The sequence below is a fragment of the Ruminococcus sp. OM06-36AC genome, from assembly GCF_003438725.1.
In the GTDB taxonomy this organism is placed as follows: Bacteria; Bacillota; Clostridia; order Oscillospirales; family Ruminococcaceae; genus Ruminococcus_C; species Ruminococcus_C callidus.
In genome coordinates, this window is record NZ_QSTT01000001.1 from 44,621 (window position 1) to 58,058 (window position 13,438).

Genomic DNA, 13,438 nt, shown 5'->3' on the forward strand with positions numbered 1-13,438 from the left:
AAGCCATCTCCCTTACATCTCTGAAAGTGCCTGCAATGCCAGAAAATAGCCGTTAATGCCAAATCCGGCAATGGTTCCGGCACAAACCGGACTGAGCACCGAGTGAGAACGGAACTCGTCCCGTGCATAGATATTGCTGATATGTACTTCCACGCAGGGAATGCGAATATCGTGAATGGCATCATGAATGGCATAGCTGTAGTGGGTATAAGCTCCCGCATTGATGATTACGCCGTCAAACGTGGTGCGTGCCGCATGCAGCTTATCAATGATCGCTCCCTCGTGGTTGGACTGGAAGATCTCACACTCCAGTCCCAATCCCTCTGCCCTGCTCAGAATCATACGGTTCAGGTCGGCAAATGTGGTATTGCCGTAAACGCCCGGTTCCCGTTCACCCAGCAGGTTCAGGTTCGGTCCGTGAATGACCAGTACTTTTTGCATCATGTCAGTTCAGCTCCTTGTTTTCTTCATATATCTTTTTCGGCAGAAATGGGATTTCCATTCGCCGCTTGAATCGGAAAAATCTCGTTTTCTCCATTTCCATGGGAAAGACAAAAATGCAGGGCACACCAAACAGATTTGCCCCCAGCACATCGGTGAAGATCTGATCTCCCACAGCAGCCACTTCTTTACGGGACAGTCCCATTTTCTGCACTGCCTCCCGATAGCCTTTCGTCAGCGGCTTTTTTCCCTCGCAGACGAAGTCCAGCCCCAGTCGTTTGGCAAAAGGTTCCACACGGGGCGGGTGGTTGTTGGACACCAGACACAGCGAGATCCCCGCCGCCTGCATGCCTGCCACCCACGCCTCCACGCCGGCAGCCGGCACCGGATTGTCGTGTGTTGTCAGCGTGTTGTCAATATCCAGCAATAGTCCGCACACGCCCAGCTTTTCCAACAACTGGGGCGTGATGTCGCACACACTGCGTAATGCAATTTTTGCACGAAACAGCATTGCTTCTCCTCCTTTCGGCAAATCTTCGCGATGCTCCGCCTTACAGCATGCCTTCAGTGTTTCCTTCATTATACGTCTTTTTTCCCGCCGGAAATGTCGAATCTCCGTTTCTTTCCACAAAAAAACGGGCACACTCTTGTCAAGTGTGCCCGCCTGCTGTGTATCGCAATACTTTTTATTAATACTTGCGCTTACGAGCAGCTTCAGACTTCTTCTTACGCTTTACTGAAGGCTTTTCGTAATGCTCTCTCTTACGAACTTCAGCGATAACGCCGTCCTTCGCACAAGATCTCTTAAACCGCTTCAGTGCGGTGTCCAAAGACTCGTTCTTACCAACGCGAACTTCTGCCACTTACATTTCCCTCCCTTTGCCGCTACGGCAGAGGCTAATCTTCCGTCTAACCATAATACAGCCAAACTTCTGATTTATACCACCAACAATCCCTTTCGGGAACATCGGGTATCAGCTTAACCTTTTTCGCTGCAAACTATATTTTGCAATATGATTTATTGTACCACATATTGCAGAATTTGTCAAGGGTTTTTTCTGCAAACTTAGAAATTTGTTATTTTACCACAAAATTCACAAGTTTCTTTGGTACATATATTTGCTTTATGATTGTTTTCCCTGCGGTAGCTTCCATTATTTTTGTATCTGCCGCAGCCTGCTCCAGAACCGTTTCCTTTTCAGCATCTGCCGGAATATTCATTTTGGTCTTGACCTTGCCGTTGATCTGCACCACGATCTCGATCATATCATCCACGCACAGAGCCTCGTCATAAGTCACCCATTCCTGTTCGCTGAGCACGCCTTCACAGCCGATCAGCTGATACAGTTCCTCGGAAACGTGCGGTGCAAACGGATACAGCAGTACCAGCAGATCGCGGAATTCCTTCCTGGTGATCGAGCCTGCATCGTAAATGTCATTTAGCAGTGTCATCATGGCAGCGATCGCGGTATTGAACTTCATGGATTCAATATCCTCGGAAACCTTTTTAATGGTCTTGTGCATCTTGGAACGCAGTGCGTCGCTGTAGCTGTCGCTGTCTGTTACCTTATCCTGCAATGCCCAGATACGGTCTACAAAACGCTTGCAGCCCTTGACGCTGCTGTCGCTCCACGGAGCAGCCTTTTCATAGTCGCCCATGAACAGCACGTACAGACGCAGCACGTCTGCACCGTAGACATCGACAACATCATTCGGGTCTACCACGTTGCCTCTGGACTTGGACATCTTTTCGCCGTCCGGTCCGAGGATCAGTCCCTGTGCGGTACGCTTTGCATAGGGCTCCGAAGTCGGCACCAGATCCAGATCGTACAGGAACTTGTGCCAGAAACGGGAGTAGATCATATGGCGGGTCACGTGTTCCATACCGCCGTTGTACCAGTCAACCGGCATCCAGTACTTCAAAGCTTCCTGCGATGCGAATTCCTTGTCGTTATGGGGATCACAGTAACGGAGGAAGTACCACGAAGAACCTGCCCACTGAGGCATAGTGTCGGTTTCCCGTCTTGCTGCCGCACCGCATTTCGGGCACTTGCAGTTGACGAACGATTCGATCTTTGCCAGCGGGCTTTCGCCGTCCTTGCCGGGTTCGAAATTCTCTACCGGCGGCAGACGCAGCGGCAGCTGGTCATAGGGTACCGGCACCATGCCGCACTTCGGGCAGTACACGATGGGGATCGGTTCGCCCCAGTAACGCTGACGATTGAACGCCCAGTCCTTCATCTTGTACTGTACACCCTTTTCGCCGCAGCCCTTTTCTGCCAGCACTTCCAGCATCTTCGCAATGGCATCTTTCTTGTTGGTGATGCCGTTGAGGATACCGGAGTTCACCATTTCACCGTCACCGGTATAGGCTTCCTTAGAGATGTCACCGCCCTTGATGACTTCGATAATATCGATACCGAACTTCTTGGCGAAATCATAGTCACGGGTATCGTGTGCCGGCACTGCCATAATGGCACCGGTACCATAACCCATCATAACATAGTCGGAAATGTAGATCGGAATCTCCTTGCCGGTAACAGGATTGATACCGGTCAGTCCGTCGATCTTGACACCAGTCTTATCCTTTACCAACTGTGTCCGTTCAAACTCACTCTTTTTTGCACATTCCGTTTTGTATGCGTCCAGTTCTGCAATATTGGCAATGCTGTCGCGGTACTTCTGAATGATCGGATGCTCCGGAGCAATAACCATAAAGGTGACACCGTACAGGGTATCCGGACGGGTGGTATAGATCCGCAGCTTTTCGTCTGCGTGTTCCTTGACAGCGAAGTTGACAAATGCACCAGTAGACTTGCCGATCCAGTTCTGCTGCTGGAGTTTGACATTCGGCAGGTAGTCCACTTCTTCCAGACCCTGCAGCAGCTTGTCTGCATACTCGGTGATCCGCAGATACCAGACTTCCTTGGTCTTCTGGACGATCTCACTGTGACAGATGTCGCACTTGCCGCCCTGTGAGTCCTCGTTGGACAGAACTACCTTACAGCTGGGGCAGTAGTTGACCAGTGTCTTGTCACGGAATGCCAGTCCCTTTTCAAACATCTTCAGGAAGATCCACTGTGTCCACTTGTAATATTTTTCGTCAGTGGTATCGATCACTCTCGACCAGTCGAAAGAAAAGCCGACACGCTTGAGCTGTCCGGTGAATTTGACGATATTGTCATCGGTGACCTTCCGCGGGTGTACACCAGTCTTGATCGCGGTATTCTCTGTCGGCAGACCATAAGCATCGAAGCCGATAGGAAACAGCACGTTGTAGCCCTGCATGCGGCGTTTCCGGCTGACAACTTCCAGACCGGAATATGCCTTGATGTGTCCGACATGCATGCCGTGACCGGAGGGGTACGGGAACTCTACCAATGCGTAGAACTTCGGCTTGGTGTGATCCTCGCTCGCACGGAACGAGCCGTGCTCTTCCCAGTACTTCTGCCACTTTGGTTCGACAGAGGCAAAATCATATTTGTTGCTCATGTATTTATCATTCCTTTGAATATAATTTACTTACCGAAAAATGCCTTGACATTCTTTTCAAACACCAGCACGGCTGCTGCACCCAGATCCAGCAGTCCTTCCAGCAGATAGATCCACTGGCTACCCAGATTGCTGATATTGCTTCCCACATGCATCAGGAACATCAGTGCCAGAAAAACGGCGACAATGTAATTGATGTAGGGAACGCGGTTCAGCATCAGCACCAATGCCACAACGCTTACAATCAGCATCACCAGATTCGACATGCTGAACCCCAGAATCAGGTTCAGAGCACCCTTGATGATGAGATACAGTCCGATCCCGAATACCCATTTTCTTCCTGTGGTTTCCATGATACCAAATCCTTTCCTGTTGTGCGGTATGCTCTTACGCAATGCCGTTTGGCTTTGTCCACTGAGAAATGTCTACCGGTTCCCCGTCTGCCCACAGACGTTCCAGCTGGTAGAATTCCCGTGTGTCCTTGCAGAACACGTGTACGATAATATCGGCATAGTCCAGCACCACCCAGTTGGAGCCGTTTCCGCGGCCCTCGCGGTGCAGCGGTTCTACGCCTTTTTCCGACAGCTGATATTCCACTTCATCTGCCAGTGTCCGTGTGTGGGTGGTACTGGTACCATTGGCGATAATGAAGTAATCACCCAGAATGGTCAGGTCATGCACCCGAAGCACCTGAATATCTTCGGCACGCTTGCTGTCCAGTGCTTTTACAATGATTTCCAAAATTTCCTGCTGCGTCATATTTGTTCCTTTCTCGTTCTTATTGTGCTCCGTCGTTGCTGTCGCCCTTGTTGATGTCGCCGAGATTTTCCTGTGTGTCATCATAATCTCTTGCCAGATACTCGCCTTCCGGCACCAGTTCCACAATGGTGCTTTCCTCCGGATAGATCTCGTTCTGATAGGGGCGGAAATACTGGTTCAGCAGATCCACAGTTGCAGACTTGTGAATAGAATACACCGACTGGGAAGAGCCGTCCCCCGGATAGTAAGTTGCTCCTTCTCCCGGCACCATAAACACATTGACATTGTCCATAGTCAGACGCTGTGAGGCAAAGTCTGCCACCATGCTGATCTGTTCCAGCGACAGATCGGTAGCGATCCACTGATTCTTATAGATCTTCTGCATGGCACTCATCAGTTCCGTCTGGCTCATGTTCAGCATTTTCTCCATTGCTGCTGCAAGGAAGATCCGCTGTGCCTTAACACGTCCGATGTCCCCTTCGGCATAGCCGTGGCGGAACCGGACAAACCATTCGGACTGCTGACCGTTCAGGGTCTGTTCTCCTGCCGGCAGGATCTTATCTGCTTCATAGGTGATCTGCTCCGGCAGCGTAATGGGAATGCCGCCGACAGAATCCACGATATTGGCAATATCCACGCAGTTCAGTTTCACATAAGCATCGACATAGATGCAGAAGTTTTCCTGAATGGCATTGACCACACGCTGGATCGGTGTTACGCCGGTTTCCTGTCCGCTGTGATAAATGCTGTTGAACTTTGTGGTGGAATAGGAAGCATAATCCGGCATGTAGGAGTCACGGGGAATTTGCAGAATGTTCATGCTGCCTGCTATCAGGTCGAACTGCAATACCCAGTCTACATCAGACAATTCGCCGCTTTCGTCCATGCCCAGAAACAGGATGGTATACTGTCCCTCAATGGTCTGCTCCAAATCCAATCCGTCATTTACATCCGAATCCAGATCGCTTTTCAGGTTCAGTGCCGCATCGTTAGAGTCCACCTTTGCCAGCGTACCCTCCTGATCTACCAGCGGCTGCCACAGTTTCCAGTACTTCATGATCGAAACCTGCTGGGTGGTCAAGGTCGTTCCTTCCAGCTTTTTAAAGTTGATGATCGGTGCATTCAGGACCATCAGCAGGATCAGCACAACGCTGACTACGATTGCCGCAATCATAACAGCAATATCCCGCGGGCTGTTTTTCTTTCGTTTTTTGGGGGCATAGTAGCCGTGTTCATCTGAGTAGTTTTTTCTGCTCATCTGCAATAATCATCCTTCCTGCTGTTGCAGCTCCGTTAAAACTTCGTTGTAGGCTTCTACTGTGTGATGCGGGATCAGTGCTTCCCGCCGCACCAGCTTTATCAGGGAATATTTCAGGGCATATGCCATGCCTGCATTGAGGCTTTCTGCTGCCTTTTCCCGCATCACGTCCACATCGGGATAATCCCGTTCCGCAGAGATCATATCTGCCAGATAGACGATCTTTTCCAGATTGGACATGCCGGCTCTGCCCACGGTGTGAAACCGTACTGCATGCAGCACATCTTCATCAGTCACACCGAATTTCGTCCGCAGCAGCTCCGCACCGGCGATGCCGTGCCAGACCTTGAATGCCTTGCGTTCTTCCATGCACACGTCCATAGAGGACTGCATCATCAGCGTGTACTGTACGTCTTCCGGTTCTTCCTTGCAAATATCGTGTACCAGACCGGCAAAACGGGCGGTTTCCACATCTGTGCCGCCGAATTTCTTTGCCAGCATCACACTGGCCTCCGAAACATTTTTGGAATGGATATAGCGTTTTTGCGAAAGACGGGCTTTCAGATACTCGTCATATTGCTCCAGTGACTCCATGAAAAATGTGAGCTCCTTTCCTCGGGAACATCTTAGGGCAATACCGCACAAAGATTGTGCGACAGATGCATCGTCAAATTTTTCGTCAGATGAAACAAAAAGCGGAGTGAATACTGGATGTATTCACGAGCATTTTTGTGAAATATGACGGGAAATTTGCAAGCAGATGGCGTGCAAAGTCGCCAGACGCTCTTTGTGCGGTATTGCCTTATGCATATAAATTATGAGATATTATATATTGTACTACTTTTTGCGGTAAATAGCAAGAAAAATCTGCATGATTTTTTCGATTCCTGCGAATTTTTGTAGAAGATACCGTGCAAACCTCAGCGGGACACAAAAAAATTTTGCCATATTGCAATAAAAATGCTCTCTGTGCCTCCAGTTCCGCCATGTCCCCGTCCATGCGGGACACCACGCCCAGTGCTGCCATTTCCAGAATTTCCTGCCAGCAGTGCCACTTCGGAAATGACAGGAACATATCGCTGCCCACCAGCAGCACCAGTTCTGCTTCGGGATACCGGTTCCGGAACAGCCGCACGGTGTCCACGGTATAGCTGACACCGGCACGTTCCAGTTCGCAACCGTCTACCGTGCAAAAGGGCAGCGTTTCCGCCGCCAGACGGCACATCGCCAGACGGTCTGCACCGGAAGCCATGTCCGGATTCTGCTGCTTGAACGGCGACACATTGGCGGGGATCAGCACCACCTGATCCAGCCCCAGACTTTCCCTGGCAGTCTGTGCCAGATGCAGGTGCCCGTTGTGAATGGGGTTAAAGCTGCCGCCAAACAATCCGATTCGCTGCATCAGAATTTAATGACCGGTTCTTTCGGATTCCGCTTGAACAGAACCAGCCGGCTGCCGATGACCTGTACCACATCGGATTCCGTCTTTTCCGACAGTTCCTCTGCGACTTCACGGGCACTCAGCGGACAGTTGTCCAGTACGTGGATCTTGATGAGTTCCCGTTTCCGCAGAGCATCGCTGACCTGCTGCACCAGTGTATCGCTGATACCGCCTTTTCCCACCTGAAAAATGGTTTCGTATGTGCTGGCGATGCCCCGCAGAGTCGCCCGTTGTTTACTTGTCAACATCAATTTTTCTCCTTAATCATTTTTATAAGCTTTGAATTTATAAAGTTTTAAAAAAATCTTCCAGCTGTTCCAATGCCTTGCCCCGGTGGCTGATCTGGTTCTTCTCTGCATCAGTCATTTCTGCCATGGTCTGTTCGCCTACGCAGAAAACCGGATCATAGCCGAAGCCATTTTCTCCTCTGGGAGAGGTTCCGATCACACCCTCGCAAACGCCGGAGAAGAACTGCTCCTCCCCTGCCGCATTCACATAGCACAGCACGCACTGAAACCGTGCAGTGCGTTTTTCTGCGGGAGTGTCTTTCAACAGTTCCAGCAGCTTTTCGCAACGCTGGGCATCAGTGGCATTTTCGCCGGCAAACCGGTGCGAGTATACCCCTGGTGCTCCGTCCAGTGCGTCTACCAGCAGTCCGCTGTCATCTGCAATGACGGCACAGTGCAGGGCTTCGTGGACCGCATGGGCTTTCAGTGCCGCATTCTCTGCAAAGGTAGTGCCGGTTTCTTCTACTTCCGCATCAAAGCCGGCTTCTTTCTGGGAAACTGCGTCCAGCCCGAAGGGGGCAAGGATCGCACGGATCTCCCGCAGCTTTCCGGCGTTATTCGATGCAATGACAATCTTCTTCATAGTGATTCCTCCGTAGGTTCAAACAGGGCACGGACAAAATCCTGTGCGTGGAACGGCTGGAGATCGTCGATCTTTTCGCCCACGCCGATCAGCTTCACCGGAATGCCCAGTTCGTTGCGAATGGATACGATGATACCGCCCTTGGCAGTACCGTCCAGCTTGGTCAGCACAATGCCGGAAATGTCTGCCACTTCCTGAAACAGCCGTGCCTGATTGACTGCGTTCTGCCCGGTGGTAGCGTCCAGTACCAGCAGGATTTCCCGATGGCAGCCCTCTGCCTTGGTTTCGATGATGCGGTTGATCTTCGCCAGCTCCTGCATCAGATTCTTCTTGTTGTGCAGCCGTCCGGCGGTGTCGCAGATCAGCACGTCACAGCCCCGTGCCTTGGCGGCATCAATGGCATCATACACCACCGATGCAGGGTCAGAGCCCTCTGCATGCTTGACGATGTCCACACCGGCACGCTGTGTCCAGACTTCCAGCTGATCAATTGCCGCAGCACGGAATGTATCCGCCGCAGCCACCAGCACCTTTTTGCCCTCGCCTTTCAGCTGGTGGCAAAGCTTGCCGATCGTGGTCGTCTTTCCGGCACCGTTGACACCAATTACCATGACAATGGTAGGCTGGGTGGGATATTCCAGTGTCTGGTCTTCACCCAGCATCTCACCGATGATCTCCTGAATCATGCCCATGATCTCCTGCGGATCCTTGACACCCCGTTCCTTGACGCGTTTCCGCAGGGTTTCACAGATCTGTACAGAAGTTTCCGGCCCCAGATCGCTGGTGATCATGGTTTCTTCCAACTCATCAAACAGGTCGTCGTCGATCTTGGTAAAGCCGCCCAGCACCTGCTGCATACGGGAAACCATTGCGTCCTTGGTCTTTCGCAGACCGTCCCGAATCTTCGCAAAAAAGCCCTTTTTCTTTTCGGGTTCTGCTTCTTCCGACTGAGATTCGCCCTCGGGTTCTATTTCTGCTTCCGGCTCGGATTCTTCTGTCAGTTCTGTTTCTGGTTCAGTTGCTTCTTCTGATTCCGGTTCAACTGCTTCTGCCGGTTCCGTTTCTGATTCTGTTTCTGCTTCCTGTTCGGGTTCTTCAACAGGCTTTACTTCTTCCGGTTCTTCTGCTTCGGGTTCAGTTTCTTCCTCCGGTTCAGTTTCTTCCTCCGGTTCGGCTTCTTCCGCCGGTTCGGTTTCTTCCTCCGGTTCTGCCTTTTCTTCATTTTTCAAAATGCCGGCAGCTTCCAGAGCCGCCTGCCGTGCCAACGCAATTGCAGCCTGATGCTGTTCAGATTCCTCCACAACTTCCTGTGCGGCAAGGCGAGCCTTTTCGATCTCGTCCTGCTCCTGTGCCGCCAAGTCATTGAGGGCAGCCGCGGCAATGTCTTCTTCTGCTTCTGCATCAGCCGTTTCCGCAGTCTGTTCCTCCGGTTCCAGTACCGTTTCTTCCTCTGCCTGCTGCTTGTTCCGCCGCCAGAACGGTACGCCTTTTTCCTTGTTTTTATTTTTCTTTCCGAATAAGCCCATCTTACACCGATCCTTTCCTTGAAAGCATAGACATCGCCGTACAAAGCGGACTTTGTGCGGTATTGCCTTATTCCGTTTTCTCGAGTTCTTCCTGTTCCATTCGCAGCAGACGGGAAATACCGTCCTCCTGCATGGTGACACCGTAGAGTACGCTGGCTTCTTCCATGGCACTCCGGCGGTGCGTCACCAGAATGAACTGGGTGGTATCTGTAAAGTTTTGCAGATACTGTGCATAGCGGCGGACGTTTCCCTCGTCCAGTGCCGCATCGATCTCGTCCAGAATGCAGAACGGCGACGGCCGCAGCCGCAGAATGGCGAAGTAAATGGCGATCGCCACAAAGGACTGCTCCCCGCCGGAAAGCGAGATCAGATTCTTGATGACTTTTCCCGGCGGTGCGACCTTGATCTCAATGCCTGATTCCAGTACATGTTCCGGATCAGTCAGTTCCAGCCGTGCTTCTCCGCCGCCGAACAGGTCTTTAAAAATTTCCTGAAAGTTCCGGTCAATGACAGAAAAGCTTTCCGAAAAGATTCGCTGCATCTCCTCTGTCAGAGAGGTGATGAGGTCTTCCAGTTCCCGCTTGGCAGTTTCCGCGTCCTGCATCTGCTCCGACAGGAACTGATACCGCTTGGAAACCTCTGCATATTCCTCGATCGCCGCCACGTTTACCGTGCCCAGCCCCCGAATCTGTGCTTTCAGGCTTTGCAGTTCCCGCTGTGCCGTCTGTAAATCTTCCAGCGGCTGTGCCTGTGCCTGTGCTTCGGAGAGGGAAAGTTCGTACTGCTCCAGCAGCTGCCGGATCACGCCGTCATAATCGTTCTGCACGGAAATTTTCCGTTCCTCCAGCCGGCTGATCTCGCCGGAAAACCGCTCCCGCACAGCGTTGGTTTCCTGCAAACCGCTTTGCAGTTCCCGAATCTGCTGTTCCTGTGCATCATGCACCTGCTGCCAGTGCCGGATCTCTGCCTGCCCGTCGGTGCGGCTGTTCTGCATCTGTTCCAGCCTGGCTTGATTCTCGGTGATCTCCGTCTGCTTCTGACGGATCAGGTCTTCCTGCACGGCAATATCCTTGTCGATCTGCACCAGTTTTTCCGCCATAGAATCCTGCTGGTCGCTCTGCTGCTGCATTTCCTTCGCCAGCGTGTCCATGTCCTTTTCCAGTTCCATCATGCCGATCTTCAGCTGTGAACGGCGTTCTGCCAGCCTGGACTGCTCCTGTTCCAGAGCCGTCCGCTGGTCGGCTTCCTGTGACAGCATTTCCTGTCCCTTTTGAATCGCCTTTTCCACTTCCTCCGCTTCTTCTGCGGCGGCAGTGTGCCGGTCAACGGTTTCCTGCAAGCGTTCCTGCAACGCCGCCTGTTGTCCGGCAGCTTCTTCGGCACGCTCGGTGGTCTGTTTCCGGAGATACTGTTCCTTTTCCAGCTGTGCAGCTGCGGCAACCTGTTCAGATTCCGCCTGCCGGCACTGCTGCTGCAACGCTTCCATTTGCTGCTGTAACTGTGCGGACTGCTGCTGTGCCTTTTGCAGGGCAGCAGAAGCCGCCTGTTCCTGCTGTTCCAGTTCCTGTATCTCGCCGGAAAGAGCCGTCAGTTCTGCCCGTCTGGTCAGCATGCCGCCGGCACGCATGGCAGAACCGCCGGTGAAAGAACCGCCGGCATTGATGACCTGCCCGTCCAGCGTGACGATACGGAACCGGTACTGATAAGCTTTCGCCAGAGCCGTCGCCGTGTCCAGATCTTCCGCCACGACGATTCGCCCCAGCAGGAACTGTACCACGCCGGAAAACCGTTCCTCATACCGCACCAGATTGCACGCCAGATCCACAAAGCCCTCGTGCTGTTCCAGACCGGTTTCGTACAGTGTCTTTCCCCGCACGGAAGTCAGCGGCAGGAATGTGGCACGTCCGGCGTGCTTCTGCTGCAAAAAGCGGATCCACTGCTTGGCAGCGTTTTCGTTTTCCACGATCAGATTCTGCATGGCACCGCCCAATGCGGTTTCCAGTGCCACGCCGTATTTCTGGTCGGTGGTAATCAGCTGTGCCACCGTGCCGAATACGCCGCGGGGCCTGCCGCCGTCTGCCCGCAGGACTGCCTTGACACTGCCGCCAAAGCCCTCCATGTTTCGTTCCATATCCTGTAGCAGTCTTTGCCGCTGCCGTTTTTCCCGCAGGGCGAATGCCGCCTGCTCCTGTTGCTTCTTGCCGGCTTCCAGTGCCTGCACTGCATGAGCGTAGCGTTTCTGAAAACCGTCCCGCTGGTTCTGCACCTGTTGGAACTGTTCCTGTGCCTGCTGTGCCTGTTCTCTGGCGGCATCATACGCGGCATTCTGCTCCGTGCATGCCTGCCGGAGTGCACTCTGCCGCATGCCCTGTTCTGCCAGCTGAGCTTTCAGTTCTTCCTGCTGTCCGGCAGCGGTCTGCTGCAAGACACGCAGTTCACTCTGCCGCACCAGCAGATTTTGCAATACCTGGTTTGCCTGTTCGTATTCCTGTCCCCGCCGTGCAGCCTGCTGTTTCAGGGCGTTCCAGTTCTGTTCGGTCTGTTCTGATTCTACCTGAATCGCTTCCCGCTTCTGCCGCAGCTGCACCACCTGTTCAGACAGGGACTCCATGCGGTTTTCCATACTGCGGGACTGCTGAGCCGTTTCCTGTTTCTGCTGCCGCAGGCTCTCCTGCATCTGCCGGCTGTGGAGAATGTCGTTTTCACAGACTGCCACCGCAGATTTCAGCTGGGTGGTTTCTTCCTCTGCCTGCTGCATCTGCTGGCGAATTTCCTCCATTTTCAGCGTGCTTTCCTGCATACGCCGATAGCCGTCCTGCACCTGTGCATCTGTCCGCTGGATCTCCCGTTCGGCGTTCTGGTATTCCGCCTGTGCCTGTAACAAGCCGTCAGACAGCCCCGTCAGCTTTTCCCGCAGAGCACCCAGCCGCCGCACCCAGAGGGAAACCTCCAGCTGTTTCTGCTGACTTGCCAGTTTCACGTACTGTTTCGCTTTTTCCGCCTGCTTTCGCAGCGGTTCCACGCGGGATTCCAGTTCAGAAACAATATCCTGCAAACGCACCAGATTTTCCTGTGCCGCGTCCAGCTTCCGCTGTGCCTCCTGTTTCTTATAGCGAAACTTGGAAACCCCCGCAGCCTCCTCGAAAATGTCCCGCCGGTCTGCACTCTTGGCACTGACGATTTCTGCAATGCGTCCCTGCCCGATAATGGCATAGCCGTCACGGCCCATACCAGTATCCATGAACAGTTCCGTCACGTCCTTCAGCCGGACGTTCTTGCCGTTGATGCGGTACTCACTGTCACCGCTGCGATACAGCTTTCGGGTAACACTGACTACAGCACCATAGGCTTCTCCCAACTCGCCGGCTTCGTTGCTGATCTCCAGCGTAACTGCCGCAAAGCCCATGGCCTTTCTGGTTTTTGTGCCGGAAAAAATAACGTCCTCCATCTTGTTGCCGCGGAGCGTCTTGGTGGACTGTTCCCCCAGCACCCAACGCACGGCATCGCCGATATTGCTCTTGCCGCTGCCGTTCGGTCCCACCACGGCGGTCAGACCTTTGTCAAAGTGCAGCTTGATCTTGTCAGGGAACGACTTGAATCCCTGCAGTTCCAGGGAGCGTAGATACATGTTTGCATTTCACCTCTTTTTCC

At 52.8% G+C, this 13,438-nt stretch carries 13 protein-coding genes; all 13 read right to left on the minus strand.

All coding sequences use genetic code 11. The annotated features are described in order from the left end of the window. Positions 1-12: 12 nt before the first annotated feature. The 13 genes from aroQ to smc all read right to left on the minus strand — a co-directional run bounded on the left by aroQ (position 13) and on the right by smc (position 13,415). Complete coding sequence (aroQ, locus tag DXB92_RS00240; protein ID WP_040646435.1) at positions 13-441, minus strand: type II 3-dehydroquinate dehydratase; 429 nt, start codon at positions 439-441, stop codon at positions 13-15. A 4-nt stretch (positions 442-445) separates the two neighbouring features. After that, a complete protein-coding gene (locus DXB92_RS00245; RefSeq protein ID WP_040646437.1) occupies positions 446-952 on the minus strand; it encodes a YqeG family HAD IIIA-type phosphatase in 507 nt (168 codons plus the stop codon). 178 nt (positions 953-1,130) lie between these two features. After that, positions 1,131-1,304: a 30S ribosomal protein S21 gene (rpsU, locus tag DXB92_RS00250; RefSeq protein ID WP_009984057.1), complete on the minus strand. Its 174-nt coding sequence runs from the start codon at positions 1,302-1,304 to the stop codon at positions 1,131-1,133. Between the two features lie 214 nt (positions 1,305-1,518). Then, positions 1,519-3,933 carry a leucine--tRNA ligase gene (leuS, locus tag DXB92_RS00255; protein WP_117731669.1) on the minus strand — a complete coding sequence of 805 codons (2,415 nt, stop codon included), beginning with the start codon at positions 3,931-3,933 and terminating at the stop codon, positions 1,519-1,521. Between the two features lie 26 nt (positions 3,934-3,959). Next, complete coding sequence (locus DXB92_RS00260) at positions 3,960-4,286, minus strand: hypothetical protein (RefSeq protein ID WP_021680525.1); 327 nt, start codon at positions 4,284-4,286, stop codon at positions 3,960-3,962. 34 nt (positions 4,287-4,320) lie between these two features. Continuing rightward, the gene (gene rsfS / locus DXB92_RS00265; RefSeq protein WP_040646422.1) at positions 4,321-4,692 is read right to left on the minus strand and encodes a ribosome silencing factor; all 372 of its coding nucleotides are present in this window, start codon (positions 4,690-4,692) and stop codon (positions 4,321-4,323) included. Between the two features lie 19 nt (positions 4,693-4,711). Continuing rightward, complete coding sequence (locus DXB92_RS00270) at positions 4,712-5,950, minus strand: LCP family protein (RefSeq protein ID WP_117731671.1); 1,239 nt, start codon at positions 5,948-5,950, stop codon at positions 4,712-4,714. 9 nt (positions 5,951-5,959) lie between these two features. Continuing rightward, the gene (yqeK, locus tag DXB92_RS00275) at positions 5,960-6,544 is read right to left on the minus strand and encodes a bis(5'-nucleosyl)-tetraphosphatase (symmetrical) YqeK (RefSeq protein WP_021680528.1); all 585 of its coding nucleotides are present in this window, start codon (positions 6,542-6,544) and stop codon (positions 5,960-5,962) included. A gap of 208 nt (positions 6,545-6,752) precedes the next feature. Beyond that, the gene (gene nadD / locus DXB92_RS00280; RefSeq protein ID WP_117731673.1) at positions 6,753-7,352 is read right to left on the minus strand and encodes a nicotinate (nicotinamide) nucleotide adenylyltransferase; all 600 of its coding nucleotides are present in this window, start codon (positions 7,350-7,352) and stop codon (positions 6,753-6,755) included. Continuing rightward, the gene (gene yhbY / locus DXB92_RS00285) at positions 7,352-7,639 is read right to left on the minus strand and encodes a ribosome assembly RNA-binding protein YhbY (protein WP_117731675.1); all 288 of its coding nucleotides are present in this window, start codon (positions 7,637-7,639) and stop codon (positions 7,352-7,354) included. The genes nadD and yhbY overlap by 1 nt, the downstream gene beginning before the upstream one ends. Before the next feature lie 37 nt (positions 7,640-7,676). Beyond that, the gene (locus DXB92_RS00290; RefSeq protein WP_021680531.1) at positions 7,677-8,261 is read right to left on the minus strand and encodes an XTP/dITP diphosphatase; all 585 of its coding nucleotides are present in this window, start codon (positions 8,259-8,261) and stop codon (positions 7,677-7,679) included. Further along, on the minus strand, positions 8,258-9,130 hold the full coding sequence (ftsY, locus tag DXB92_RS14035; RefSeq protein WP_051343585.1) for a signal recognition particle-docking protein FtsY: 873 nt from the start codon (positions 9,128-9,130) through the stop codon (positions 8,258-8,260). The genes DXB92_RS00290 and ftsY overlap by 4 nt, the downstream gene beginning before the upstream one ends. A gap of 724 nt (positions 9,131-9,854) precedes the next feature. Next, positions 9,855-13,415, minus strand: a complete 3,561-nt coding sequence (gene smc / locus DXB92_RS00300; protein ID WP_117731679.1) for a chromosome segregation protein SMC — start codon at positions 13,413-13,415, stop codon at positions 9,855-9,857. Between the last annotated feature and the right edge of the window lie 23 nt (positions 13,416-13,438).

Bases quoted from the DNA above. Each gene is read 5' to 3' on its own strand.
- leuS (WP_117731669.1), bottom strand. From the start codon at position 3,933: ATGAGCAACAAATATGATTTTGCCTCTGTCGAACCAAAGTGGCAGAAG.
- smc (WP_117731679.1), bottom strand. From the start codon at position 13,415: ATGTATCTACGCTCCCTGGAACTGCAGGGATTCAAGTCGTTCCCTGAC.
- ftsY (WP_051343585.1), bottom strand. From the start codon at position 9,130: ATGGTTTCCCGTATGCAGCAGGTGCTGGGCGGCTTTACCAAGATCGAC.
- aroQ (WP_040646435.1), bottom strand. From the start codon at position 441: ATGCAAAAAGTACTGGTCATTCACGGACCGAACCTGAACCTGCTGGGT.
- nadD (WP_117731673.1), bottom strand. From the start codon at position 7,352: ATGCAGCGAATCGGATTGTTTGGCGGCAGCTTTAACCCCATTCACAAC.
- yhbY (WP_117731675.1), bottom strand. From the start codon at position 7,639: ATGTTGACAAGTAAACAACGGGCGACTCTGCGGGGCATCGCCAGCACA.
- yqeK (WP_021680528.1), bottom strand. From the start codon at position 6,544: ATGGAGTCACTGGAGCAATATGACGAGTATCTGAAAGCCCGTCTTTCG.
- DXB92_RS00290 (WP_021680531.1), bottom strand. From the start codon at position 8,261: ATGAAGAAGATTGTCATTGCATCGAATAACGCCGGAAAGCTGCGGGAG.
- DXB92_RS00270 (WP_117731671.1), bottom strand. From the start codon at position 5,950: ATGAGCAGAAAAAACTACTCAGATGAACACGGCTACTATGCCCCCAAA.
- rsfS (WP_040646422.1), bottom strand. From the start codon at position 4,692: ATGACGCAGCAGGAAATTTTGGAAATCATTGTAAAAGCACTGGACAGC.
- DXB92_RS00260 (WP_021680525.1), bottom strand. From the start codon at position 4,286: ATGGAAACCACAGGAAGAAAATGGGTATTCGGGATCGGACTGTATCTC.
- DXB92_RS00245 (WP_040646437.1), bottom strand. From the start codon at position 952: ATGCTGTTTCGTGCAAAAATTGCATTACGCAGTGTGTGCGACATCACG.